The 25,121-nt window shown below is 40.2% G+C and carries 31 protein-coding genes; 27 read left to right on the top strand and 4 right to left on the bottom strand.

Annotated elements, in window-relative coordinates:
• Positions 1–30: 30 nt before the first annotated feature.
• The 4 genes from ACLOAU_RS09220 to ACLOAU_RS09235 form a co-directional block, all read right to left on the bottom strand.
• Entirely contained in the window at positions 31–1,146 is a 1,116-nt protein-coding gene (locus ACLOAU_RS09220) for an RCC1 domain-containing protein (RefSeq protein WP_427861575.1), read from the bottom strand.
• 54 nt (positions 1,147–1,200) lie between these two features.
• Positions 1,201–1,347 carry a hypothetical protein gene (locus ACLOAU_RS09225; RefSeq protein WP_427861576.1) on the bottom strand — a complete coding sequence of 49 codons (147 nt, stop codon included), beginning with the start codon at positions 1,345–1,347 and terminating at the stop codon, positions 1,201–1,203.
• 301 nt (positions 1,348–1,648) lie between these two features.
• Positions 1,649–2,194, bottom strand: coding sequence for a hypothetical protein (locus ACLOAU_RS09230; protein WP_427861577.1), 546 nt, complete (start codon positions 2,192–2,194; stop codon positions 1,649–1,651).
• A 6-nt stretch (positions 2,195–2,200) separates the two neighbouring features.
• On the bottom strand, positions 2,201–2,653 hold the full coding sequence (locus tag ACLOAU_RS09235) for a hypothetical protein (protein ID WP_427861578.1): 453 nt from the start codon (positions 2,651–2,653) through the stop codon (positions 2,201–2,203).
• 400 nt (positions 2,654–3,053) lie between these two features.
• Between ACLOAU_RS09235 and ACLOAU_RS09240 the strand changes: the two genes are divergently transcribed.
• The 27 genes from ACLOAU_RS09240 to ACLOAU_RS09370 all read left to right on the top strand — a co-directional run bounded on the left by ACLOAU_RS09240 (position 3,054) and on the right by ACLOAU_RS09370 (position 25,114).
• Positions 3,054–3,269: a helix-turn-helix domain-containing protein gene (locus ACLOAU_RS09240; RefSeq protein WP_427861579.1), complete on the top strand. Its 216-nt coding sequence runs from the start codon at positions 3,054–3,056 to the stop codon at positions 3,267–3,269.
• A 98-nt stretch (positions 3,270–3,367) separates the two neighbouring features.
• A complete protein-coding gene (locus ACLOAU_RS09245; RefSeq protein WP_427861580.1) occupies positions 3,368–3,802 on the top strand; it encodes a DUF8479 domain-containing protein in 435 nt (144 codons plus the stop codon).
• A 24-nt stretch (positions 3,803–3,826) separates the two neighbouring features.
• Positions 3,827–4,309, top strand: a complete 483-nt coding sequence (locus ACLOAU_RS09250) for a GyrI-like domain-containing protein (RefSeq protein WP_427861581.1) — start codon at positions 3,827–3,829, stop codon at positions 4,307–4,309.
• 49 nt (positions 4,310–4,358) lie between these two features.
• Positions 4,359–4,616, top strand: coding sequence for a DUF7660 family protein (locus ACLOAU_RS09255; RefSeq protein ID WP_427861582.1), 258 nt, complete (start codon positions 4,359–4,361; stop codon positions 4,614–4,616).
• Positions 4,617–4,770: 154 nt separating this feature from the next.
• On the top strand, positions 4,771–5,910 hold the full coding sequence (locus tag ACLOAU_RS09260; protein ID WP_427861583.1) for a hypothetical protein: 1,140 nt from the start codon (positions 4,771–4,773) through the stop codon (positions 5,908–5,910).
• A gap of 202 nt (positions 5,911–6,112) precedes the next feature.
• On the top strand, positions 6,113–7,126 hold the full coding sequence (locus ACLOAU_RS09265) for an XAC2610-related protein (RefSeq protein ID WP_427861584.1): 1,014 nt from the start codon (positions 6,113–6,115) through the stop codon (positions 7,124–7,126).
• A 324-nt stretch (positions 7,127–7,450) separates the two neighbouring features.
• A complete protein-coding gene (locus ACLOAU_RS09270) occupies positions 7,451–8,455 on the top strand; it encodes a DUF2157 domain-containing protein (protein ID WP_427861585.1) in 1,005 nt (334 codons plus the stop codon).
• A complete protein-coding gene (locus tag ACLOAU_RS09275) occupies positions 8,445–9,518 on the top strand; it encodes a DUF4401 domain-containing protein (protein ID WP_427861586.1) in 1,074 nt (357 codons plus the stop codon). The genes ACLOAU_RS09270 and ACLOAU_RS09275 overlap by 11 nt, the downstream gene beginning before the upstream one ends.
• Complete coding sequence (locus tag ACLOAU_RS09280; protein WP_427861587.1) at positions 9,505–9,993, top strand: GDYXXLXY domain-containing protein; 489 nt, start codon at positions 9,505–9,507, stop codon at positions 9,991–9,993. Before ACLOAU_RS09275 ends, ACLOAU_RS09280 begins: the two co-directional genes overlap by 14 nt.
• A gap of 38 nt (positions 9,994–10,031) precedes the next feature.
• A complete protein-coding gene (locus ACLOAU_RS09285; protein ID WP_427861588.1) occupies positions 10,032–10,871 on the top strand; it encodes a VanW family protein in 840 nt (279 codons plus the stop codon).
• Between the two features lie 27 nt (positions 10,872–10,898).
• Positions 10,899–11,627 carry a hypothetical protein gene (locus ACLOAU_RS09290; RefSeq protein WP_427861589.1) on the top strand — a complete coding sequence of 243 codons (729 nt, stop codon included), beginning with the start codon at positions 10,899–10,901 and terminating at the stop codon, positions 11,625–11,627.
• Positions 11,624–12,253 carry a hypothetical protein gene (locus ACLOAU_RS09295; protein WP_427861590.1) on the top strand — a complete coding sequence of 210 codons (630 nt, stop codon included), beginning with the start codon at positions 11,624–11,626 and terminating at the stop codon, positions 12,251–12,253. Before ACLOAU_RS09290 ends, ACLOAU_RS09295 begins: the two co-directional genes overlap by 4 nt.
• A gap of 33 nt (positions 12,254–12,286) precedes the next feature.
• Positions 12,287–13,234: a hypothetical protein gene (locus ACLOAU_RS09300; protein WP_427861591.1), complete on the top strand. Its 948-nt coding sequence runs from the start codon at positions 12,287–12,289 to the stop codon at positions 13,232–13,234.
• A gap of 88 nt (positions 13,235–13,322) precedes the next feature.
• A complete protein-coding gene (locus tag ACLOAU_RS09305; RefSeq protein WP_427861592.1) occupies positions 13,323–14,369 on the top strand; it encodes a hypothetical protein in 1,047 nt (348 codons plus the stop codon).
• Between the two features lie 88 nt (positions 14,370–14,457).
• Complete coding sequence (locus tag ACLOAU_RS09310; protein ID WP_427861593.1) at positions 14,458–15,198, top strand: YoaK family protein; 741 nt, start codon at positions 14,458–14,460, stop codon at positions 15,196–15,198.
• 101 nt (positions 15,199–15,299) lie between these two features.
• Positions 15,300–15,689, top strand: coding sequence for a VOC family protein (locus ACLOAU_RS09315; protein WP_427861594.1), 390 nt, complete (start codon positions 15,300–15,302; stop codon positions 15,687–15,689).
• Positions 15,690–15,773: 84 nt separating this feature from the next.
• On the top strand, positions 15,774–16,355 hold the full coding sequence (locus ACLOAU_RS09320; protein WP_427861595.1) for an NAD(P)H-dependent oxidoreductase: 582 nt from the start codon (positions 15,774–15,776) through the stop codon (positions 16,353–16,355).
• A gap of 149 nt (positions 16,356–16,504) precedes the next feature.
• Positions 16,505–17,791: a Na+/H+ antiporter gene (locus ACLOAU_RS09325; protein ID WP_427861596.1), complete on the top strand. Its 1,287-nt coding sequence runs from the start codon at positions 16,505–16,507 to the stop codon at positions 17,789–17,791.
• A gap of 37 nt (positions 17,792–17,828) precedes the next feature.
• A complete protein-coding gene (locus ACLOAU_RS09330) occupies positions 17,829–18,629 on the top strand; it encodes a CFI-box-CTERM domain-containing protein (protein WP_427861597.1) in 801 nt (266 codons plus the stop codon).
• Positions 18,630–18,663: 34 nt separating this feature from the next.
• Complete coding sequence (locus ACLOAU_RS09335; protein ID WP_427861598.1) at positions 18,664–19,317, top strand: hypothetical protein; 654 nt, start codon at positions 18,664–18,666, stop codon at positions 19,315–19,317.
• A 124-nt stretch (positions 19,318–19,441) separates the two neighbouring features.
• A complete protein-coding gene (locus ACLOAU_RS09340; protein ID WP_427861599.1) occupies positions 19,442–20,278 on the top strand; it encodes an SDR family NAD(P)-dependent oxidoreductase in 837 nt (278 codons plus the stop codon).
• A 60-nt stretch (positions 20,279–20,338) separates the two neighbouring features.
• Positions 20,339–21,265, top strand: a complete 927-nt coding sequence (locus tag ACLOAU_RS09345) for a helix-turn-helix domain-containing protein (RefSeq protein ID WP_427861600.1) — start codon at positions 20,339–20,341, stop codon at positions 21,263–21,265.
• 108 nt (positions 21,266–21,373) lie between these two features.
• Complete coding sequence (locus ACLOAU_RS09350; RefSeq protein WP_427861601.1) at positions 21,374–21,796, top strand: SRPBCC family protein; 423 nt, start codon at positions 21,374–21,376, stop codon at positions 21,794–21,796.
• A gap of 17 nt (positions 21,797–21,813) precedes the next feature.
• Positions 21,814–22,452: an alpha/beta fold hydrolase gene (locus ACLOAU_RS09355; protein ID WP_427861602.1), complete on the top strand. Its 639-nt coding sequence runs from the start codon at positions 21,814–21,816 to the stop codon at positions 22,450–22,452.
• A gap of 154 nt (positions 22,453–22,606) precedes the next feature.
• A complete protein-coding gene (locus tag ACLOAU_RS09360) occupies positions 22,607–23,263 on the top strand; it encodes a class I SAM-dependent methyltransferase (RefSeq protein ID WP_427861603.1) in 657 nt (218 codons plus the stop codon).
• Between the two features lie 167 nt (positions 23,264–23,430).
• On the top strand, positions 23,431–24,645 hold the full coding sequence (locus ACLOAU_RS09365) for a GAF domain-containing sensor histidine kinase (RefSeq protein WP_427861604.1): 1,215 nt from the start codon (positions 23,431–23,433) through the stop codon (positions 24,643–24,645).
• A 79-nt stretch (positions 24,646–24,724) separates the two neighbouring features.
• Entirely contained in the window at positions 24,725–25,114 is a 390-nt protein-coding gene (locus ACLOAU_RS09370) for a DUF1398 domain-containing protein (protein WP_427861605.1), read from the top strand.
• Positions 25,115–25,121: the final 7 nt, after the last annotated feature.

Here is a 25,121-nt window from a genome sequence, read left to right on the forward strand (position 1 = left end):
GATCTTAGCTACCCGGTGCACGCAATTATCTTATTCATTAAACTTCATTTTTGCGAAAGTCAGACTTGATGTTGTTTCTCCAGTGCCCAGTTCTCCGTATTTGTTTGATCCCGCGGCCCAAAATGTACTATCCGTTTTTAATATAATAGTTTGTGAAATTCCGGAGCTTACTTTAACTACCTTATCTGTAATTTTTATTGGGACCAGTTTTCCATTAGTTGTTCCATCGCCAAATTGACCACTTCCGTTATTGCCCATTGCCCAAAGAGAGAGATCTTCTTTAATGTAAAAACTGTGGGTAAAGCCGCACGAAATACCAATAACCTTATCCGTTATTTTTACCGGCAAGAATCTGGTAGTCGTTGTTCCATCGCCAAGTTGGCCACCACCATTATTACCAGCTGCCCAAAGTGTTTTGTCTGTTTTAAGAATGAGTGTGTGTAAATTGCCTCCTGCCATATCAATTACGTTGTTCGTTAGCTGGATAGGAGTTGTGGCCATCCCATTGGGCATTCTGGGGTCGTTATGGCCAGTACCAAATTGTCCACTGGAATTTTCTCCAAATCCCCAAAGGACATGGTCGGGGCTAAGGAATAATGCATGGCGGGCACCGGCCTCTATTTTTGAAACCCCATCCATAAGCTTTCGCACTTTAGGCTCTTGTCCTGCACTTATCATCCAAACGCTTTTATCGCTTTTCAAGAAAACACCGAGTGCTATACCGGTCACATATACCGCCTTTGCACTGACAACATCATCGGCTATTTTTATAAACCCTACACCGGCTTCCAGGCCAGGCCCATTCTTACCCGACATCCACAAAGTGCCGTCGTTTTTTACAACCAACGTATATACAATTCCGGAGGAAACTGCTGACACATTAGTCATTATCTTAATTAAACCATTCTTCACTTCAGGTGCGACGCCTAATCCGAACTCTTCATTTTGATTGCTTCCAGCAGCCCAGAGGGTGTGATCAGATTTTAGTACAAAACTTTTGTAATCGCCGGCAGATAGCTGAAATGTCCTGTAATTTTCTAAATTCACGGGCGCAGAGGACGAATTAGTTTCTTTCTTACAGGCCTGACAAATAATTAGCGAAAGACATAACAGGTTCAACCTAACATAGACTATGCATCTTCTCATTAGCAACTGATTTTTTTGGAAATGTAAAAATAGTTGATATCTCCACTTTTCCAGCTAATCGCCATGAATTACTTCTAGCTTACGAGGCGTCTTTGTTTTGGTATTTTTCAACATCCCCTCCAAAGCCTTTAAAACCTCTTCATTATCCACTTTCAGCACTTCTTCAATTATCAATAGTTTTCTTTTTTCTATGGTGTACATATCCGTATTTAATCTAATCTAATTTACATGTGTTTGGGTAATACTTAAGATCAGGTTCAGCTCATTCAATTCATCTTAATCCCGCAAGGGATGAAATAATTATAACACGGCCTAAGAAAAGCGGTTTAAACCCCGAAGGGGTGATATTATGCTATCAGTCTTAAGAGATTTGTAATAATGTCATCCCTACGGGATTGCAATCGATTAATGATGGTCTTTTATAATCATATCAGCCTTTCAGGCTTCAAAGAAAGTAGTGGCGCTAACTATTTCTCTATAGCTGCAGGAACATTATTGGTAGCTATCTTTCTATAATACAATTAGCCGCACCCACCAACCGCTTCAACTCATTACACAACCCCAACACTTCCGCTGCATCCACTTCCTCCGCTACAGAGCTATTCGACAACACGCCATGCGTGCAGGCATATAATAACTGCTTCCAATGCAATAAAGGCTGTTTAAAAAACTGCGCTATCACCAGCAACTGGTTTTGATATTCTTTAGCCGATAATAATACAGGCAACTCCTTTACGGATAGGTTAGCAACGGCGCGTTTTTTAAAAGGATACTTTTGAGGCTTTATATAAATGAGATAAGCCGCTTCCAGCAGCAGCTCCAGCTGCTCACTATAAAAGAGGGCATTGGCCGCGCTGCCCTGCTGCCAATGATAGCCGTCTTTTAAAGCAGCGGTACAGAAATCATCAATGGCTTTTAAATGCTCTTGTGGTGTAGCATAACTAAAAAATTCCTGGATCATTGCAAGCGCATCAGCTTTTAAAGGATTGCCTTTACAAAATAGGGTAGCGCGGCTGAGTAAGCCGCAAAGCTGGTATTGGTTTTTCATAGTTATTTATAGCGGTGAGTAAATATGTCCCGGAAATGCAGTAATAATGCGGCCTCCGGCATTGCTGATTACGGTGAGCGCTGCTACGGTATTACCTTGGTTGTCGAAGCCAATAGGCGTAGGTGTGGTTAAGGTGCGTTGCAGGTTCACACTATCCGGCACGGGCGTGGATGGCTGTGTAAAGGCTTCGCGTATATAAGCCACTAACTCGGGTATGCTAGTGGTAAACTTACCCGCGCAGGGATGCCGGCTTATTTTATAGTAATGCCGCTCTATAATATGGGCCAATGCAGCCGGACTTAAATACCAGTTATTACGCAGTAGCTTTTTATGTTGCTTTAATGGCAATTGGTAAAAATGTTGGGTATGCTGTTGTTGCAGCCATTGCTCCGTATCGCTTAGTAAAAACAATACACGCAGCCATTCGGCTTCGTTGAAAGTGGTGGTGGTGTAGTTCATTGCAGGTGTGTTGAAGTAAATAAGATACCCCGCAATAAAAATGCGTGGGTTAGTCCTTATCGTCTCCGAGGGCTACGACACCCTGAACCAGAATAAGAACGCCCACGCAAGAACGTGAGCGATTTACCTTATTTCCCGGTTCGTTTCGAAGGTCGTAGTTTCGGAGAACGAGAATAAAGCAAACACGCTATAAATTACTTATGTGCTTGCAAATTTAGATGATCATTAAGAAGTATCTATAAGAATCATTATCTCTTTATTAAAGTCTAACAAAAGTATTAAAAGTTTACTTAAAGTTAATTAATTAATTTTAAATAGGTCTATTTTTTCTTTTTGATGCTTATTCATGTTTTTTCAGTTAGTTGCCTCTAAATCACTTTCCGCATCTGAAATACAATTGATGGCAAAACAAAAACGACGCTTCAATCGAATAAAAATTGTCCTGATCGAAAAGGAAAAAACCAATATATGGCTGGCTGAAACAATGGGTGTTAGTAAAGCTGCTGTTTCCAAATGGTGCACCAATGATAACCAACCTACGGTTGAAAGTTTATTTAAAATTGCTGAGGTATTGGGTGTTGAAGTGTGCGAGCTGCTGGTAACGGGGAAGAAGTAAAACATTAAGAAGTTAAGGTTCATTAAGGCGTTGTTCTTAATTGCCTTCATACCAGAAACATTCGAGCTGCTGATAATGGAGAAAAATAAATAACCTATATGTACGAAATACAAAAACAAACAAGTACTGGTGCAAGAATCATATTCGGGATAATCATAGTCGCATTTATAAGCTTTATTCTAAGGGTAGCGTTTGGTACTTCAGATACCAGTTTTAATGACGATTTAATACAGGCTGCTAATAAGATCAATGCCCATGTACCTATTATAATTGATAGCACAACAAGATTTGACGGTGTTAATGCGTTGTCGGGCAAAACTTTTCAATATAACTACACGCTTACTACTATAGAAAAAACACAAATTGATACGCAGGCGCTCAAAGATGTGCAAAAGGAAGCGATGCTAAAAGCAGTTGCAAAAAATCCCGACCTTACGGTGTTCAAAAAAAATGATGTAGAATTAAGGGCCCGGTATGTTGATAAGAATGGTGATTATGTGGCTTCAGTGTCTTTGTATCCTAATGAGTATTGATAGGTTGAAATAATGTTAAAGTCAATGATAGAACCACGCATTGAAACAATATCAGAAAAGAAATTAATAGGCAAACGGCTAACTATGAGTTTTGCTCACTATAAAATTGGTGAGCTCTGGCAAAGCTTTGTACCCAGGCATAAAGAAATAGCTAATAACCTGACCGGTGATCTGATATCATTAGTTATTTATGGCCCAAAACATTTTATCGACTTTCAACCAACGAACCAGTTTGAAAGATGGGCAGCGGTTGAAGTGGCAAATTTTGAAAGTGTACCAGCAGGAATGGAGACCTTTATTTTGCAGGGCGGCCTTTACGCAGTTTTTGCCTATAAAGGATTGAATACAGATAATTCTATTTTTCAGTATATTTTTGAAACATGGTTGCCCGGTTCCAACTATACTTTAAGCAACAGGCCACATTTTGAAGTGCTGGGTGATAAATACCAGAATAATGATCCTATGTCAGAAGAAGAAATTTGGATCCCTATAGAATCAAAGCATTAAAACGTAAGATATTCTTCTTAATTGCCTTTATACCTTATAAGATTAAAATATGACGAATGAAACTGCAGATTTTGAAATACATAGTCGGCAAACCTTTATAGAATTTATAGAGCAGCTAAGAAGAGATTTTATTGAAAATCCTGACAGTTGGGAGAACAAAACCCTGCCAGATTTTTTAGAAGCTATAAGCGCTTATGCTGAAGATATACAAGGCTACTATGATAATACACAACAAAACATAAATGCCAACGAGGCGAGCTGGAAATTATTTGCTGATATATTTAAGGGAGCTACTATGTATGAGTGATTATAAAGAAATCAGGCCTCATCAAGCGCTATTCTTAATTACCTTTATCCCTTAATGTTTTAAAAAGAAATTTAATATATCCCTATTTTTGAACTTTAATTGTACCAGAGCTATATTAAGACCTGTGTAAAAAAATAGATATTCAAAACCTTTTATGAAAAAATTATTATTCCTGTTTCTCATGTTGCCCCTTGTTGGCTTAGCCCAGCAAAAGTATTTCACTTATCAGCACAATGGCTTGTATGGTATTACTGATGTGCAAGGCAATGATGTTGTAAAAGCTGCTTACTCAGATTGGGAAAGACACAATTCAATTGATAGTCTTACTATTCTTGAAAATAAGAAGGGTAAAACCCTGGTGTTTCATTTATACAACGGAAGTAAAAAGGAGTATGATGAATTTCAACCCAATCATGTTTATATACAGGACGAGTATTTTGAATTCATCACTAACAATAAGAAAGAATATTTACAGGGCCAGAAGTCTGGATTGCAAATTCCGCTGAAAGAAAAATTTTATGAGTTTAAGAACCTGGGGCCGGACTATATTGTTGCAAAATTTCAAAAATTACCGAAACTTATCAAAGATGCAAGCCCTAAGCCTGCTCCCAAAAAAGATAAAAATGGACTAACTCCTCCGCAAATAGTTAGAGAACCAAAAACGGAATTTCCCAAACGCAGCAATTATTATGTTTTTAAAAACAATAAAAAAATGGTGAAGGTGAAAGAAATTAATTCTGACGAGTATGATTTTCCTTTTAGTATTTATAATAATACTGCCGCAACTGATTACGCTTCGGAGCAACAATATCAATATAAGGAGGATGTAAAGCCCTGGGATCATTTTTATAAAGAGCGCTTTGATTATATAGCAGTGAAAGATGGTAATGCTTTTAACCTGTATGACAAAAACTGGAAGCTGATCACCAATATTAAATCAACCGGGAGTTCTTACGATTATGATGAGCCAATAGCGAAAGCATTAACTGCATTGAGCAAGGATAAGCGTTTCGTTATAGGCACTGCCAATTATGCCGTACCTCCATCCATGGGAGGCCGCGCACCGGATTTTTTAAAGGTGGAAAAGCAAAACGATTTAAACATCGTAAGCGTTTATCAAAACAAGCAGTATTTTTTCTTATTTAAAACACCTGCTGAGGTAAAAGTATCAGGTAATGATATTACTATAAAAAGCGGGGCAGATAGTTCTGGCTGTGTTATCTCAAGATCAGCTCCGGCCTTGCATTTGCCTGCGCAGTACCTAACGCTGTATAAAGTAGACTTTGAAAAATAATATGGTAAGAGGAGTTAAGAATCATTAAGCGTTCTTCTTCTTAATAACCTTAATGCCTTCATGGTTCAAGAAATATAGGCGAAGCAGTGGAGAAAAATTAAACCATTAACAAGTTTAGGATCATTAAGCGTTCTCCCTAATGGTCCTCATCCCTTAATAGTTCAATAGTATAACTAGTAAATTTGCAACACAACTAATTCTTATGAAATTTAATGCTACCCTGGCTGCTTTGTTGATTTCTGTGTTTTGCTGTGGACAAACCGTATTTAAAGTAGATCATTTTTCAAAAGAGTATTACGGTAAAATTTTTATCAGCGATACAAGCGAAGTGTTTAGTAAAGGTTGGGTAGCTATCTATAATGCCCAAACTAATAAACAGCTGATTAAAGTGGATGCTGAAGAGCTGGCACTTTCCTTACACGATGGAAAAGCCAAGGCTAATGTCAAGTCGCTACCATACGGTGAGCAAAGCCTCATTATGTACGAAGATTACAATTTTGATGGTAAAAAAGACTTTGCCATTTGCGATGGACAGAACAGTTGCTATCATGGACCTTCCTTTCGTATTTACCTGGCTACAGGGCAGGGCTTTCGTTTTAATGAGGCTTTTACAAAACTGGCACAGGAAAACTGCGGCATGTTTAGCGTGGATGCCAAAGAAAAGAAAATCTACACCATGACTAAGGACGGCTGTTGCTGGCACCAATCTTCGGAGTATAGCGTAGTAAATAACATACCTAAAGAAATCAGCATAGTTACAGAAGAATATCATGCACCTTTTTATACCAGCACCGTCGAAAAATGGAATGGTAAAAGAATGGTAGCATCGACTGCTAAAAGCATTGATCTGAGTGAGGAGGGGGTGGATGTAATACTATCTTTTAAAGTGCCTCAAAACGGTAAGCAGGTAGTGTTATTTAATTTTAACGACCGTATGTTGTACTATGCGGTTCTTAAAAATAAGGATGAGGTGGAGTTTTCTTATCCGTTGGAAGCCGTGTACCAAAGCCATGACTTTACTTTTGAAAACAAGCCTGGAGATATGGCTGTTGTTTTTAAAAATGCATCGGCAGTGTATCGAATATATGAGCAGGCTGGCAAAACGGGCATCATTACCCAGGTAAGCGGCAAAACCTATCACTGGCAGGGGCATACTAAAACGCAGAAGGGTAGTTTGAAGAAGCTGACAAAGGTGAAGCTGGATAATGTGTATTAGGCTTATTGAAGCGGAATTGAACTGGCCTTACTGTATTCTATACAATAAACCTGCCTAAGCCTTGTAAATTCCTGGCGTCTTCGCGCCATCGCAGTTAAGTAATGCTTAGTAGTTCCCGCAAATCAATCTTGCAAGGGACGCTAGAAATTACGATATTAATAGAGATTGAGCAATTGACAAAGCCTTATCATATTTTTTGACAAATATCAAACTATAACACCTGCAATCCCTATAATTTAGACAGCTAATCGGAGATATTGTTAATCATCTGTTCAATCGTGGTATTAAAACAAGTGTTGTCCTGAATTTTAAACATATTTGTATATGAACAATATAGAAAGGGAAGATGTACATATTGTAAGCCGCCATAGTAACCTGGACAAAAAGAAAGTAGCCGGTCTGTTGGAGGCCCATGTTTACAACAATAAAGAAGCCTGGCAAAAGTTTCTGCAGTTGTTTTTTATAACATTGGGCATTGGGTTTACAGTGGCCGGTATCATTTTCTTTTTTGCCTACAACTGGGCCAGCCTGCACAAGTTTGCCAAAATAGGATTGGTGGAAGCCCTGATCATGGTAACAACGGGTTTAATATTTCTTCCTAAACTCAACGCTAATACAAGGAACATTATACTAACCGGCGCAGCGGCTTTAGTAGGTGTGCTGTTCGCGGTATTTGGGCAGGTGTACCAAACAGGAGCCAATGCTTATGATTTCTTTTTAGCATGGGTGGTGTTTATAACCCTGTGGGCAGTAGTATCAAATTTTGCACCACTATGGTTGCTGTATCTGTTATTGATTAATACCACTGTCATATTATATACCCAGCAAGTGGCGAAAGACTGGGACGAGATTTTTATTTTCACCCTGCTCTTTGTTGTGAATGCCCTGGTGCTATTTGGTTTCATCCTACTGTCGAAGTATAAAAAAGATTTGCATGCACCAGGCTGGTTTTTAAATACCATCGCATTGGCATCGGTTACCTACGCTACCATCGGGATGGTGATAGGCGTTTTTGAAGGAAACGCTGGATCTTTTCCTTTCCTGGTTTTATTCACCATAGTGGCTTTTGCAGTCGGTATACTGTATGGCTTAAAAGCCAGGAAGCTGATTTATCTCTCGATTATTCCACTCAGCATGATCATTATATTATCTGCTTTACTGCTCAAAACCTCAGATTATGGTTCCATGCTCCTGTTTGTTTGTATGTTTATTATTGGCAGTGTAACACTGGTAATAAAGGGGCTCCTTTCATTGCAGCGGCAATGGAACAATGAGGCATCTCAGTTAGGTTTAGCAGATCAACACGAAAACGATAAAAATGAAAACTAAGGAGCATATAGAAGTATTGTTAGCACATATAGCTAACGGCGACGAAAAGGTTCGATATGATGCGGACGCTATTATTGCTACGTATCAAAAGCATGATCACGTCCATCCATCCATTGCGGTGAAAATACTGTCTGTTGTAGGTGGCATACTGGCTAGCCTGGCATTTATCGGGTTTCTTTTTTTGGTAGGCCTGTACGATTCTGAAATGGGCTTATTGTTTTTAGGAATAGCCGCTATTGCCGGATCTGCTGTGTTAAGCAGGAAGGCGGATAAAATAATTATGGACACCCTATGCGTCTCCTTCTTTATTATAGGCTTTGTATTACTGGGGGTAGGTTTGGACAAGATGCAGGTAAATGCGAACATTATTTTTACTGTTTTTATTGGTATCGCCTTTTGCTCCCTGGTATCTGTACAAACCTATATACTGTCCTTTGTGGCTTTATTGATCGTAAACGGAAGCATACTGACACTTATCCTATCTAATCGTCAGTACAACCTGGTTAGCTTGTATGTAGCAGTAATGGCCTTGCTAATGGCCTGGCTCTTCCTTAAAGAAGCAGCCATCATTACCAGCAATAAAGCATTGTCCAGGCTCTATAACCCCTTGAGAACGGGGCTCGTGTTCTCTTTTCTTGCCGGGTTGGTGTTGGTTGGTAAGAATGGGTTGGTGCATGCTTACTTTAGTTATAGCTGGCTGTGTTCTGTTGTTATTATTGCTGCTATTGTTTATGTAGTATTCCAATTATTTGCAATACTGAATGTAACTAAGATGCGACACAAAATTTTGATCAGCGTTTTTACCGTTTTGGTATTATTGCCTACATTGTCTTCACCTGCCATATCAGGCGCTATCTTAATTATTCTGCTAAGCTTTTTAATCAATGATAAAACAGGTTTTGTGTTGGGTGTTTTGGCCTTTATCTATTTTATCTCACAATATTATTATGATCTTAATATAACCCTGCTCACTAAATCGATATTACTATTTTCGTCGGGTATTCTTTTTATTGTTATTTACCTGTTCACGCACATAAAATTAGGCACCAATGAAAAAAATTAAATGGATCGTTATATTGGTGAACCTGGTTGTATTACTGGTTTACTTCAATTACTCTATTATAAAAAAAGAGCAATTGTTGGAAGAGGGGCAACTGGTTTTGTTGGAATTGGCCCCTGTTGATCCCCGCTCTTTAATGCAGGGTGATTATATGACATTGAGGTATGCTATCTCTGAAAACCTTAATGCTGACAGTATGCCTAAACGCGGCTATTGCGTTGTTCGGTTAGATTCGAATGGCGTAGCCAACCGGGTACGGTTTCAAAAAAATATAATTCCGCTACATAAAGGAGAGCATCTTATTACATATACCGCGCCGGATTATTGGAACGTAAATATAGGTGCCGAATCTTTCTTTTTTGAAGAAGGACAGGCCGAAAAATATGACAGTGCTAAGTATGGAGGCGTAAAGATAGATAAGAATGGTAATAGCCTGTTGGTGGGTCTTTATAATGAGCAGCGTAAGAAAATTGAGTGAGGATACTGGCCTTTGTTAGCTTATTCATGCAACATACTGTGACAAAAAGGAGATTAATTAGTCAGCGACACCCCGCATTATACTTCCTCGCCGTTTGGGTTAGGCGGTTGAGGCGTTATAGCCAATGGTATTTTGATACTACAACATACACCCGCAAACACTCAACTGAAAAACTTCCTTTTAGGATAAAAAAACATCAATCGGTTCTATTAAAAAAGCTGGGCGACAGCGACAGGCAGTTACAGGTAAATAAAGTAACTAATTTGAAAATTGCAGCAAAGCAAATTGATGGCATCCTCATCCGGCCGGGCGAAACTTTTTCCTTTTGCAAATTGGTAGGCTTACCCACCAGGCGAAAGGGATATTTATTGGGAATGGAGTTATCCTTCGGAAAAGCGAGAGCAGGAATTGGCGGCGGTATTTGCCAGATATCTAACCTTATTCATTGGTTGGTGATTCATAGTCCTTTAACGGTTACAGAGCGTTATCATCATTCCTTCGATCCGTTTCCTGATGATGGGCGGGTTTTACCTTTTGGCAGCGGGGCTACCGTTTTCTATAATTACCGCGACTACCAGTTTGCGAACAATACCGATCATACTTTTCAGATTAATTTGTGGTTTACAGATAAATGCCTGGAAGGAGAACTCCGGATTGATGCTGAATTAGACTATGCGTATCATGTTACAGAAAAAGATCACCGGTTTTTAAAGATAGATGGACAGTTTTATCGGAAAAACGAGATATGGCGAGATAAGATCCTGAAATTTAAAAGTGGAGAGGTAGTAGCTACAGAACTCATTACCAAAAATTTTGCAAGAGTAACATACACGCCTGAAAGCTATATAGAGGTAAAAAGCAACGAAGAAAATGAATAGCTTCAACCAACTTATAGAATAGACCCTATGAACGAAAATGTTTTTATAGTAGGCAAGCTACAACCGCTGTCTGATCATCAATTGCAGCAAATAAATCAATCGGTAAAATTTTCGTTACCCGACGGTTATAAAAGCTTTTTAGGTCAATTAGGCTTTGGCTCCATCAATGAACTGTTAATGATCGAAGAACCCGATCCCGGTTTTATACAGAATAATTTTTTGGACTACATGGATTTTTGGAATTGGGAAGTGGTCGAAGAAACCCGGGCGCTAAATGGTCTCACTATTGCGAGAACTATTGACGGCGATATTATTGAGATAATCGACGATAGGTTGTCGCCTTTCCTGATACTACCCAGGCATTCTGACCTGCCGGTTAAGTTCCCTGATTTTTCTTCAGTTATCGGGTATTACGATCAACGCTATGACTTTGAGGGCAATCTTTATTTTGATCCTTATGTAGAGTGGCAACAGGAAAATATCAACATTGGGAAGGTGATGGTAGAGAACCTCAAAATCATTCAGCAAATACATGAAGACTTTTTAGCAAATTATCAACCTGATAGCGTATTTAATGCGAATACGCAACCCAAATATATGATGCGAGAGATCGGTGGCTGGGTATATTTCGATAAGCTCTCGGGTAGCAGTATAAGGATCAAGTACCAGACTTCGTTTAAATACCAGGCAACAGCATTGTTCGACTTTATCAATAGATTATTGGAGCAGGCACAGGCTAATATATTGGACAAATGAGCATGCGTAAACCCCGAATCTATTGGTTGTTTAGGTTAATGATGGTGACGGCCGTTTTATTGAGTGTAGCTTGTTCCGAAAAGAAAAAGAACGTAATGCCTGTTGCTACAACAATCGTAGTACAGCCATTTTCAGGTATTTCTCAAAAGCAGGTAGATGCTATCGCAAAGCGATTAAAGTTGCATTTTCATGCTGTTAAAGTGAGTGCAACAATTGATTTGCCAAAGCTGGCATTTTCTGCACCAAGGCAACGTTACCGGGCCGATTCTCTGCTGAATTTTTTGTTAGTAAAACACCCGGATAAAAATGTAATAGTATTGGGTGTTACTGATAAGGACATTAGCATTGGTAAAAATGACATTCCCGATTGGGGTGTGATGGGATTAAGCTACTGGCCCGGCCGTTCTTGCATTGTATCGACTTTCAGGCTTTCAAAAATGCAGGCAGATGAACCGCTATATAAGCTGGCTGTTCATGAATTAGGACATGCCTCTGGGCTACCACACTGTCCTGTAAAATCCTGTTATATGAGGAATGCAGAAGGCCGAAATCCATTGAATGAAGAAACCGGTTTTTGTGAAAAGTGCAGGAAATATTTAGTTGGGAGAAACTGGCTCATACAATAGACATAAAGTTTATTATTACATTTATATTTTATTATGACTGTAGTATCAGTAAGGCATAAAATCAAATTTTACCTGGTAAATATTGTCGTTATCCTGTCTTTGCTTGCGCTGGGCTCGTTGATGCCATTGATTCTGTTTAAACATGGAGAGGATCAGTATACGATTTCAAAAATTATACTAATTGTCGTCTTTAATGGCATGACTTGTTTTACGGGATTTTATTCTGCTTATGTTTATTGGAAGAATGTGCCCATTATTCGTATAGACTGCAACTTCATTTGTTTTAATAAAGAAATATTTTCAGTAGATGACCTGGAGGAGATAATATATACAGGGAAGAAGAATTTTCCGTATTTGTTGGGTTATCCAATGGAGGCAGCCAGTTTAAGGTTTAAAAATGGACAGATAAAATATATATATGATGATATGTATGAGAATTCATGGAAGCTAAAGACTTTTTTAAAGCAGGTTGTCATTAACAAAAGAGACTTTGTCGTACCGGAGTTGAAGTCTGTTGATTCTAACGAAATGGCTAGTGAGTCATATGATTTTTTTATAGGCAACCAATTTATGTCGTTTCGGGGTGTTATACTTTGGGGATTAGGTGGCTTTATTGCCTATCGACTTTTGGTGATGGGGAGCAGCGTCAGGGTAGGGGCCTGGATAGTTATCGCCGTTTTGGGCACTTTCTGGTTTCTCTTTAATTCATGGCTGATGCACTATTTTAAAGTGTCTTCGTCTTTTCTGGTAGTAAAAAATCATAATCTTTGGTGGCGAAAAAAGGTTTATCGGCTCTCAAATATTGAAGAAGTAGTTTTTGAAACGCATGGAAAGATGCCCGATAGTCTGCGGGTTATAACAAAAGATTTTAGATACAATCTTTACCCGGCCGGTACGCTTAGAGATAACACCTGGTTAGGGCTTAAGGACAAGCTAGAGATGCAGGGTGTTAAAGTGAGAAATGAGCTCCCTGATTTCTAAGGTCTTCTGCTATGGTGTAAGTTACTTTAACTACATTTACTATTAGCATAATTTAGTGTAATAACCATTAAAAGAATAAAATTGTATCATGTCTGAAAAGCAAACATTTCCGGCAGCCGCTGCCAGATTAACGCAAACACTTGCTTCTGCAACCTCTGATGGCAACGACGTGAAATCAGCGATCAATTGGTTTTTAGATCTGCTACCAGGTGCAGCAAACGAAGAGGCAGCTGCGGCAATGGAATCGCTGGCAGGAGTATTTGAAACGGGATCTGTTGAAAATGCAGTGAATGCTATTATGCTTTGTGGCTACCTGGTAGAAAAAGGATATGAAGGCAAACACTTCATTGGAGCGCTAGAGCGATTAACCATTAAAAATCTTGATATAGCCGAACCATTGCTAAAAGCTTCTGTAACGGTTATGGAAACAACGGATGATGAAGACGAAGATCCTTATGGAGCAGTGGATAAGATGCGGGAGACGGTTGCCACTGAGCATCCTGATCAAGTGAAAGCCGACGACTGGCTGGAAAAAATATACCCCTGCCTGGTGTCAACCTACAGCAGCGATTTGCAACTTTTTAATAAAGGTAAAGCTTTGTTATACGATCGGGTAAAGCCCTATATACAGGTGAGCAATGCCTGCAGTTGGCTGAGTACCTTATTCAGCGTGCTTTTCAATGAGCCTATATTGGTGGTGGAACTATCTCAGAAAAAAGCTTTTACAGGTACGATCAGTGGCATTGCTGATAATTTTCAATTACAGCTGTTATTGATGAGTATACCTGAATTTGGAGATGCCATCGATGCCGAACTTACTGCAGTGGTAGATGGCACCGGACCGCAGGATGGGGAAGCTTCTGTTGCAGGTAAATGGGATATGTGTACCTGGCCGATACTTTCCGCATCGCATAAAGAAAGCGGCAACAGCGACAGTGACCATTGGATATGGAGCGAAGGCAGCCCTGAAGATATCGAACCATTAGATGGCCGGCGCGTAATCCTTTTAAAAGAACCTTCCTATCAAAGAGGCTTATATGTGCAGCGCAGTTTCTCCACATTGCCTGCTTCAATTCAAATTGAAAAATGGTTGAGCGAAGAGCAACTGAAACAATGGCTCGATAAAATGCAGTAATGCTGTGCATTGTGAGTCCCGGCTAAGATACGCGCAGTAAACTGTAATTTTGCAGTGTAATTGGCTATGAAGCTGATAAACCTGCAGTATGTTTAGACACAGCGGAAAAACCAGAACGTTAAATCATAATAAAAAAATTGCCTCCCTGTTGTCTTTTGTAGCAGGTGTAGTAAATGTAGCTGGTTTTATATCTGTACAACGGCTTACTACTAATGTAACCGGGCATTTTGCCTTTTTTGTAGATGAGGTTTTTAAACTTCAATGGTCCCGGAGTTTAGTGTACTTTTTATATATCTTATTCTTTTTTCTTGGATCTTTTATCTCCAGCCTTCTGGTAGAAATGATTATGAGGAAGAACGAAAGGTTTGTTTATATTATTCCCGGTCTTTTTGAAAGTTTGATATTGTTGAGTGTTGCAATGGCAGGACCTTACCTGGTTTCAGGGTATGCTGATCTTATTGCCTGCAGCTTGCTTTTTGCCATGGGTTTACAAAACTCATTGGTAACAAGAATTTCAGGAGCCATGGTAAGAACTACCCATCTAACCGGTCTCTTCACAGATTTGGGTATAGAGATCTCCCAATTATTCTTCTATAAAAGGAAAGAACAAAAGAACAAACTGTTAGCTACTATCAGGCTTAGGTTGCGAATTATTGCTTTTTTCTTTTTAGGAGGAATAGCGGGAGGGGTGTTATATACCTATTTTGGCTTTTATGCTTTAGGGGTACCTGCGGCATTGCTTATAGGCGGCTTATACTACGACGGCTTAAAACTCCAGCTCATTAAGTTGAAACGCCGGCATGAGTTACGGCAGGAGAAATACAGCTAGAAACGTAAGAGAAGCTTTGCGTGTTCACTAGGATAATAGAAAGGAAGGAAGATCGTCATTATCAATTATCTTACAATTACGATAATCACTATTTTTAGTCTATGAAAATAGATCACATAGCTTTTTGGGTAGAAGATCTTGAAAAAGCAAAAGATTTTTACCTTACTTACTTTGATATGGTAGCAAGCAAACCGTATCATAATCCTACAAAAAATTTCACTTCTTATTTTATTTCTTTTAAAGACGGCGGTGCCCGTATCGAATTAATGCATCGGCCGGATATTATAGCTACTACCGGTCAAAGAGGGCTGATGACCGGCATTACGCACCTGGCTATATCAGTGGGTAGCAAAGAGCAGGTAGACCTGCTTACTGAAAGGTTGAGAGCAGACGGCTTCACCATAGCGGGAGAGCCCCGTACCACAGGCGACGGCTACTATGAAAGCGTAGTGCTGGATACAGAAGGCAACCTGGTAGAAATAACAGAATGATAATCGTTACCCTTTTTTCTGACATATTCGACAAGATTTAAAATAAATCTCAACCTAATCCGTCTTCCTGGAAAAACCGGGAATATGTCAAAAAAAGTACTAATCATTAATGGTCATCCTAATAAAGAATCGTTATGCTTCGCACTGGCGGGTGCCTATAAAGAGGGCGCCGTTCGATCGGGTGCAGAAGTAAGGGAATTGATTATTGCTGATCTTCAATTCAATCCTAACCTGCAATATGGGTATCGTAAAAGAATAGATTGGGAACCCGATTTAGTTGCTGCATGGGAAAGCATTCAATGGGCCGATCACCTGGTTTGGGTACACCCCGTTTGGTGGGGAGGCTTGCCTGCCATTACCAAAGGCTTTATTGACAGGGTGTTTTTACCGGGTTATGCCTTCAAGTATCGCGAAGGCTCCGTTTGGTGGGATAAGCTATTGAAAGGAAAAACGGCACATATCATTACCACGCTCGATCAGCCGGGTATTTATTACCGGCTTGCGTTTGGAAGACCCAGTGTCAATCAGCTCAGGCGATCGGTGTTGCAGTTCTGCGGTATTACTCCCGTTAAGGTAAGTTATATCGGGATTATTAAAACGGCTGACGAAGATCGGCGTAAGCAATGGATAAATAAGGTAATTGAAATGGGTATTGGATTGAAATAAACATCTTCGCCGTTGTAACGGCTGCTTTGTTATTGTTATTTATTGATTTCGGCAAATAGCAACAATATAAACACTGCTGCTAGCTTCTGTTATTGCCGGTGCTCTTTGGATGTTCATGTATTCAAAGCAAATATTATCTTTATAACAGTATGGAGCATTATACCATTATCCTTATTATTATGGCATTAACATTAGGTGCTTCCGCTTTTGCCGATAAGCTCAAAGTGCCAGTGCCGGTATTATTGATTGTGGTAGGTATGATTGCGGGCTTTACGCCTAGTATGCCTGCTATAGAACTGGACCCGGAGATCATCATGCTGATCTTTTTGCCTCCCCTGTTATACGATGCGGCTTTTAATATTTCTGCCAAAGATTTCAAAACTAATATCAATACCATTAGTACACTGGCTATAGGGCTGGTTTTCATTACTACAGCGGGCATTGCCGCCGTAGCCCATTATTTAATTCCGGGAATGAGCTGGCCTTTGGCGTTTGTATTGGGTGCTACACTGTCTGCTACCGACGCAGTTGCAGCTATTGGTATTACAAAGGGGCTGGGGTTGCCTCATAAAACCGTAACCATACTCGAAGGCGAAAGCCTGGTGAATGATGCTTCAGCATTGGTAGCGTATCGGTTTGCTGTAGCTGCTGTTACAGGCGTGGCTTTTGTGTGGTGGAAAGCACTGTTTGATTTTTTGATCGTCCTGGGAGGCGGCTTCCTGGTAGGCATCATCATCGCGAAGCTATTAGGTTTTGTGCTGCGTTTTTTCAGAGACAATTCTATGGTGGTGATCAGCCTGATGCTGTTAATGCCCTTTGTTACCTACCTGGTAGCCGAGCATTTTGAAGTGTCAGGTGTAATAGCCGTTGTGGTGCTGGGGCTTAACATGTCTTGGCTAAGCAAGAACAGGTTTCCTGAGCACATCAAACAACAGTCGCGCAATTTCTGGGACGTTAATATCTTTTTATTAAATGGGTTAATATTTGTTTTGATAGGGCTGCAGTTTCCCCTGGTATTAAAACGAATGGAGACCGACCAGATATGGACCTATATAGGCTATGCAGGTATTATCACCGTTATCACTTTTCTGATCAGGTTGATCAGGGTATTTATGCAGCAATTTAACCTGCAAAAGGCCTTTGAAGGGAAACGGCGTATTAGTGAGGATGCGTTGTTTGATTCCAAAACCAGCCTGATCATTACCTGGGCAGGTATGCGCGGTATTGTTTCACTGGCTATTGCCCTGGGTCTCCCATTGACTGTGAATAATCATCATCCCTTTCCGATGCGTAACGAAATTATTTTTCTTTCTATTGCCGTGGTGCTTTTCTCTTTGCTGGGGCAAGGGCTTACCTTACCGTGGGTAGTAAGAAAGTTTAGTAAAGGGAAAGATGTTTCCATTGCAGCAGCCGGTTTAGAAGAGGGGAGCACTTAAGTTTGGCAAAGATGCATATACTGATTAACTTAGATTTATGAGTCAACTCTTAAATATCCGCTGCCCATCCTGCCAGTCTAAGCAATTAAGTACCGCAGAAAAAAGCAACGGACGACTCACTTTGATCTGTTTAAGCTGTGGTTATACATTTAAGGCTACAGATACTGATGCGGCGCCATCAAAAATCGTTGAACAGCCACTAAAAACCGCATCTCGGGCAGTCGATACACCCCCGGCAAATACTTCACCTGATCTAGGTACTCTCAATCAGCGGATCATTGAAATAGCACAAACAACGGGAAAATTGAACGCTATTAAATATTGTAAGGACAATACGGGTTGGAGCCTGAATCAATGTAAGGAATATGTAGATCAACTGGTAGATAATGGACAAATGAGTCAGCAGAATGATGCTACGACTATTGCTGTGTCAGGATCTGAAGAAAATGCTACTATGGCGCAGCGGGTTATTGAGATAGCGCGTACGAAAGGTAAACTGCACGCCGTTAAATATTATAAAGACCAAACCGGCAAAGGTTTGAAAGAGTCGCTAGAGTATATTGACAAAATTGTGCCTCCCGGCGTATTTAAAAAAACAGAAGGCTGTTTTATTGCAACTGCATGTTATGGAAATTATGATGCCGAAGAAGTATTGGTGTTAAGACGTTACCGCGACAATGTACTGCAACAGACAAAAACCGGCCGGTTAATGGTTCACCTGTATTATCACCTATCTCCTGCCTTGGCACGTTTTATACAAGATAAGGCAATTTTAAAGAAAGCTATCCGGCAACATATCTTACAGCCATTAGTAAAGAGATGGTCAGAGAATGACTAACTGAGTTTTACTTAACTCACTAAAAGGTGATATTTTGAAAAAACCGATTCCTACATTTGCTTTTCCATTAAGACTAAAACAAAACATGAAGTTTACAACAGGCATACAGAAGCTGCTACCGTTTGGTTATCTTTTTCTGATCGTTATGGGTGTGCTCAAGGAGAGCATTCTCTATTACCAGTTAGGCATTAATATCATGAGGTATTCAACGATCACAGATATTTTAATAAGCCCGGTTGAAGATCTGGTTTCGCACCCGCTTGTTTTTGCTGTTGTAATACTGATGGCTATGAGTGCTTATGGGCTACCGGCTTATTTAGCTAAGCGAAGGGATAAGAATTGGGTGAAAAAAGTAGCAGGACTTAAATCCGGAGTACAAATGAATGATGAAGAAAGTGCTATTCATTTTACTAATATGTTTATCAAAACACTGGTATTTATACTGCTGGGCTTCTTTTCTGGCATTGGTGTGGCTGAAGGTTTCAGGCAGGCGAAAAAGATAAAAACCGGCGATCTTAATTTGGACTACACTATAAGCTTTGGAAATGGGAAAACAGAACCGGTACACTTGATCGGTTCCAATAGTACTTATTGTTTTTATGTAACAGGGAATAATAAAAACATAAAAATTGCCCCTGTAGGTAGTATCGACCAGATCGAATTAACCCGTAACCGCAGGTTACAGTAGCAAAATTTTCCTGTTTTTTTTCGAATCGTTGTTTTGGCTACAACATCCGTTGTTTTCGCCACATGCTACCTGTTTTGCCATCCGATCTTTGCTGTGTTGATTTAATAAAACAAAAAATTAAAAAATGAAAACACAGAAAGTATGGTTGGTTACAGGCGCCTCAAAAGGGTTAGGTTTAAGCCTGGTAAAAAAATTATTAAGTGAAGGTTACAGGGTGGCAGCTACTTCCCGCACTTTGCAAGGCCTGGAAAAAGCGTTAGGCCAGCATCCGGGTTTGTTGTCTTTAGAAGTTGATTTGCTGGACGAAGGCAGTGTGGGCAATGCTATTGATAAAACGGTAGCCAAATGGGGCAGCATCGATGTGGTAGTAAATAATGCTGGCTACGGACAGCTGGGCACCCTGGAAGAATTAGGCGATAAAGAAGCGCGTGCTAACTTCGACACCAATGTATTTGGCGCATTGAATGTAATACGTAAAGCCACTCCTTATTTGCGTAAGCAGCAAAGCGGTATTGTCATTAATATTGCTTCTATAGGCGGATTGACCGGCGATTTTCCCGGCTGGGGTGTATACTGCGCCACCAAGTTCGCAATGGTAGGATTTACAGAGTCTTATGCTGCAGAAGTGAAAGAATTTGGCGTTAAAGCTACGGTAGTATACCCGGGTTATTTCCGCACGAATTTCCTGTCGGGCGGATCTTTAAATACTCCAGCCAATGAGATTGAAGCCTATTCGGTAGCCCGGAAGATACAGGCCGCGCATGAGCAGGAAATTGATGGCAACCAGCCCGGTGATCCGGATAAAGCTGCAGTGGCCTTAATAGAATTAGCTGAAATGGAAAATCCTCCTGTACATTTGCTTTTAGGTTCTGATGCATTTGAGCTGGCGGGAAAAACGCTGAAAACATTGGGTGAAGAAATAGCGCAGCACGAAACCATCAGCAGGTCTACTGATTTTTAATGAACCACAGGTAAAACAGGCGGCAGCACTAATACGGCTGTCGCCCTTTAAATCATCATTATGAAAAATAGTAAGCTTTATACCATTGACACGATAAATGATTTTCATGCCATTTGCGGGCTTCCCAAACCACAACATCCGCTGGTAAGCCTGGTAGACTATAGCCAGGTAGAATACCAGGTGGAAGAGGAAGAGATTGGCTGGATACAGGATCTTTATTTTATTGGACTGAAACGCGATATCCAGGGCAAGTTCAGGTACGGTCAAAAGCAATATGACTTTGATGAGGGATTGGTTTGCTTTGTAGCACCTAAGCAATTGATTCATGTGCACATTGATAAACCTGCTGATCACGTGAAGAAGGCTTCGGGTTATCTGCTGGCTTTTCATCCGGATTTTTTATGGAATACATCGTTGGCTAAAACGATCCACAACTACGACTTCTTTGGATATGATGTGAATGAAGCATTATTTCTTTCTGAAAAAGAGGAAGCTTTATTGATGGGGCTTTTCAAGGGAATTGAGCAGGAGTATCAATCAGGTATCGACCAGTTTACCCAAAATATCATTATAGCCCAGATCGAGGTGTTATTGAATTATTGTGAGCGATTCTACCAGCGGCAGTTTATTACCCGTAAGAAGAGCGGGCACCAGGTGCTGGAGCGGCTGGAGCAGGCCTTGGATGCTTGTTTTGCTAATGATGACCTGATCAACAAAGGACTGCCTACAGCCCAACAAATAGCCGCGCAGCTTCGTATGACACCCAATTACCTGGGTAGCCTGTTAAAATCGCTAACCGGGCAAACAACGCAACAGCATATCCATAATAAACTGATCGAAAAAGCGAAAGAGAAACTATCTACCACGGCTTTAACGGTGAGTGAAATAGCTTACGAACTGGGCTTTGAACATTCCCAATCCTTCAGCAAATTATTTAAAAGCAAAACCAATCTTTCGCCATTAGAATTTCGACAGGCTTTTAATTAAAGTAAGACAATGTTGGGATATACTTGTGTCATTGTTGGCGATGTTTATGTAGCTTGTCTTAACTTAGTAGTTTAAAACAGCCTTCTTTTCAAACATAAAACATACAACATGCAAACGGGCCATATAGCTACTTATCAAACCATCATCAAAGCACCGGTTGAAAAGGTATGGGATGCGTTAACGAACCCGGAACTGGTAAAGCAGTATTTTTTTGGTTCTGATCAACAGGGTGACTGGAGGCCGGGCGGCGCCATTACCTGGACGGGTGAGTATGAGGGTAAAACCTATATCGATAAAGGTATTATACAGGAATATGTGCCTAACGAAAAGCTTTCGTTTACCTATTTAAGTAGTTGGAGCGGGAAGGAAGATATTCCCGAAAACTATTTGTTTGTAACCTATACGGTAAAGCCGGTAGACGAAGGCACAGCGCTCACGATTACCCAAACCAACTACGACGATGATAAGGCTAAGCATTCGGCAGAAAACTGGGGCTTGGTAATAGATGGACTGAAAAAGATTGTAGAATAATTAAATTGCTGAAGCCATTGAATAAGATCTATGTATTCAGCGGACTGGGTGTAGACCAGCGTGTCTTTAAAAACATCGATTTTTATGGTCTCGACATCAACCATATTGAATGGATTAAACCAGAACCCAATGAACCCCTGACCCATTATGCAAAACGCATTGCGGAAAATAGGATAGAGCCGCAATCAATCTTAATGGGGTTGTCTTTTGGCGGTATGTTGTCTGTTGAAATATCCAAGCTGATTCCCGTTGAAAAGATCATATTAATAGCTTCTGCAAAAACAAAAAATGAGTTACCACACGGATTTTTGATGAAGTGTTTATTGAAGTTGAGAAAGTTGATTCCCGAACGTAAATTAACGCGTCCTAATGCAATAGCCGATTGGTTTTTTGGCGTGAAAACAAAACCGGAAAAACAATTGCTCAGCGACATTCTAAAGGACACCGACCCGGGGTTCTTTAAATGGGCGATCAACGAAATTATCAATTGGCAAAATGTAACGATGCCGGTCAATAGTATCCATATTCATGGTAATAAAGACCGGATCTTACCTATAAAGAACGTTAAGGCTGATTATGTGATAGACGGTGGTGGCCATTTTATGACGGTGAGTAAAGCAAAAGAGATCGGACAGATTATCAGGACACTGGTATAAACGCCCGTGGCAAAGCAGTGATCATTTAATCTTTAAGAGGATATAGATGGCTAAACTATGACAATGAAAATCTTCACAATGGCTAATTTGCAATTGATCATGCATGACTGATACATTGTTCAATGCAAAGTTTGTTTAACTCACTATAGTAATAATGGCAACGCAACAGGAACTGGAACAATTAGCGGCACAGCTCAGGCAGCCTAACGGCGCTGCGGGTATTGATGTAGCAAATATGATGAATGAAAACAATATTGGCATGACACACCATTCCATTAGCAGGCTTGGGTTGCGTGTGGGGCATAGGGTGCTTGAAATTGGCCATGGCAATGGCGGGCATATTGAATATTTGCTTAATAAGGCAGACGCGCTTCAATATACAGGATTGGAAATGTCTGAATTGATGACGGAAGAAGCCCGGAGGCTCAATCAACAATGGGTCGAAAACAAACAGGCTGCATTTTTTCTATATGACGGAAACCAAACATCCTTTAATGACAACAGTTTCGATAAAGTGTTTACGGTGAACACCATCTATTTCTGGAAGAACCCTGTAGCGCTGTTAAATGAAATAAACAGGATTACAGCTGAAGGCGGCTGGTTCAATATCACATTTGCCCAAAAAGCATTTATGCAAACATTACTCTTTGTGAAATTTGGTTTTGAACTGTATGACACAAAAAAAGTAGAAGAGGTGGTTGCAAAAACTGCCTGGAAAATAGCAAACACCGGATCTGAAACAGAAACAGTTAAAACTAAAACCGGTGAGTTGGTTGAGCGGGAGTTTACAACTATAACGCTTGCTAAATAAAACTCATTGAGACGCATAAGCAATTATTGTTAAAATAGCCTGGCAGCAAAACATTTATATACAATGTAATTTTACAGTGTGTGGCGTCTTCCTATCTTTGTGGTATATATCGCGCTGCCTTCAGCAGGTGATTGAATAATCCCTATAAGTCATAACTAAACACATACATGCAGTTTCCTCCTATGCCTGCCAACGAGCAGGAAAGATTAAAAGAACTCTATTCATACAATATACTGGATACTATTTCTGAAGAGGACTTCGATAATATAACTGAGATCGCATCGCAGATCTGCAATACCAAAATTTCGCAGATCACGTTAGCTGATAGCGGCAGGTTGTGGTTTAAATCCAGCCATGGTTTACCCGGATCAGAAGTGCCACGGCATCTTTCCTTTTGTACACATGCCATCAATAACCCGGAAGAGTTATTCATGGTACCCGATGCCCGGGAGGATGAGCGATTTGCCGATAACCCTTTTGTTACCGGTGAGCCGCATGTTGTTTTTTACGCAGGTGTTCCTTTGGTAACTGAGAATGGTTATGCTTTGGGTAGCTTATGTGTAGTACACGATCAGCCCAGCCAGCTTTCAGACAGTCAGTTAAAGTCGTTAAAAGCATTATCCAGGCAGGCCATGCGGCTGATTGAACTACGTCGCAATAAAATTCAATTAGAAGGGGTTACTAACAGGCTCAATGAAAAGAACAAAGCCCTTGAGAAATTCGTAGGCACCGTAGCTCACGACTTAAGATCTCCGCTCAATAATATTATCGGGGTGGCCGACTTATTGACTACGGCCTATGAGATAGGACCAGATGTTGTAGAATTGTTGCAAATTGTCAAAGGCTCTTCCTCTAAGCTTAAAAATTTGATCAGCGATTTGCTGGAACAAAGCCGGTCTGATAAATTACTACATGAAAGCGCATCTAATGTTTCACTCGATGAACTAAGAACAGCAATAAAGGATTTGTTTGCATGTAACGATAAACGTATCATCAATTTTAATACATCACTCGAGTCCATTCATATCAACAAAATTGCACTGGAACAGATATTGATCAATTTAATATCCAATGCCATTAAGTACAACGATAAAGAGGTAGCAGAAATAGAAATAGGCATAGCTGATAATAACCAGGAATATGCATTTTATGTAAAAGACAATAGTAAAGGTATTGACCATGAGTTCATGGAGAGGGTTTTTAATCTCTTCGAAGCTCAGGAAGCAAACGATAACTACGGTGACAAAGGCTATGGAATGGGACTGGCTATTGTAAAGGAACTGATCAATAAAATGGGTGGCGTAATTAGCCTTGATTCAACGGTAGGAGTAGGAACAAAATTTATGTTTACCACTAAAAAACATAAGCAGCCGGCGGGCTGATCTCTTTAGAATCACTGTATTATATTTGCAGCCTGAACTTATTTGTTCATTTTCTGGAACGATAATTAAAACCGAAACGATGTTTACTTTAGCACAAATTAAGCAGGCCCATAGCAAAGTACAATCAGGAGCAGATTTTCCTGCCTATATTCAGGAGATAAAGGAACTGGGAGTGACGGGCTATGAAGCGTTTGTTTCCGACGGGCGTATTAATTACTTCGGTACAAGTAATTATCAAATTGCTGCAGAACCAAAGTACCCTGAGTTGGCGATTGCAGAACCATCTGACAAGGAACAATTTAAAGCAGACCTGAAAGCACATCAGCAAGGTAATACAGACTATCTTACATTCTGCAACGACTGTGCTAAGTCGGGTATTGAAAAATGGGTAATCGAAATGAATAAAATGACCTGCACCTATTATGATAAGTCGGGCAATGAAATATTAGTAGAGGTAATCCCGCACTAGAGTGTGA

The organism is Paraniabella aurantiaca (genome assembly GCF_050309965.1).
Classification (GTDB): domain Bacteria; phylum Bacteroidota; class Bacteroidia; order Chitinophagales; family Chitinophagaceae; genus Niabella.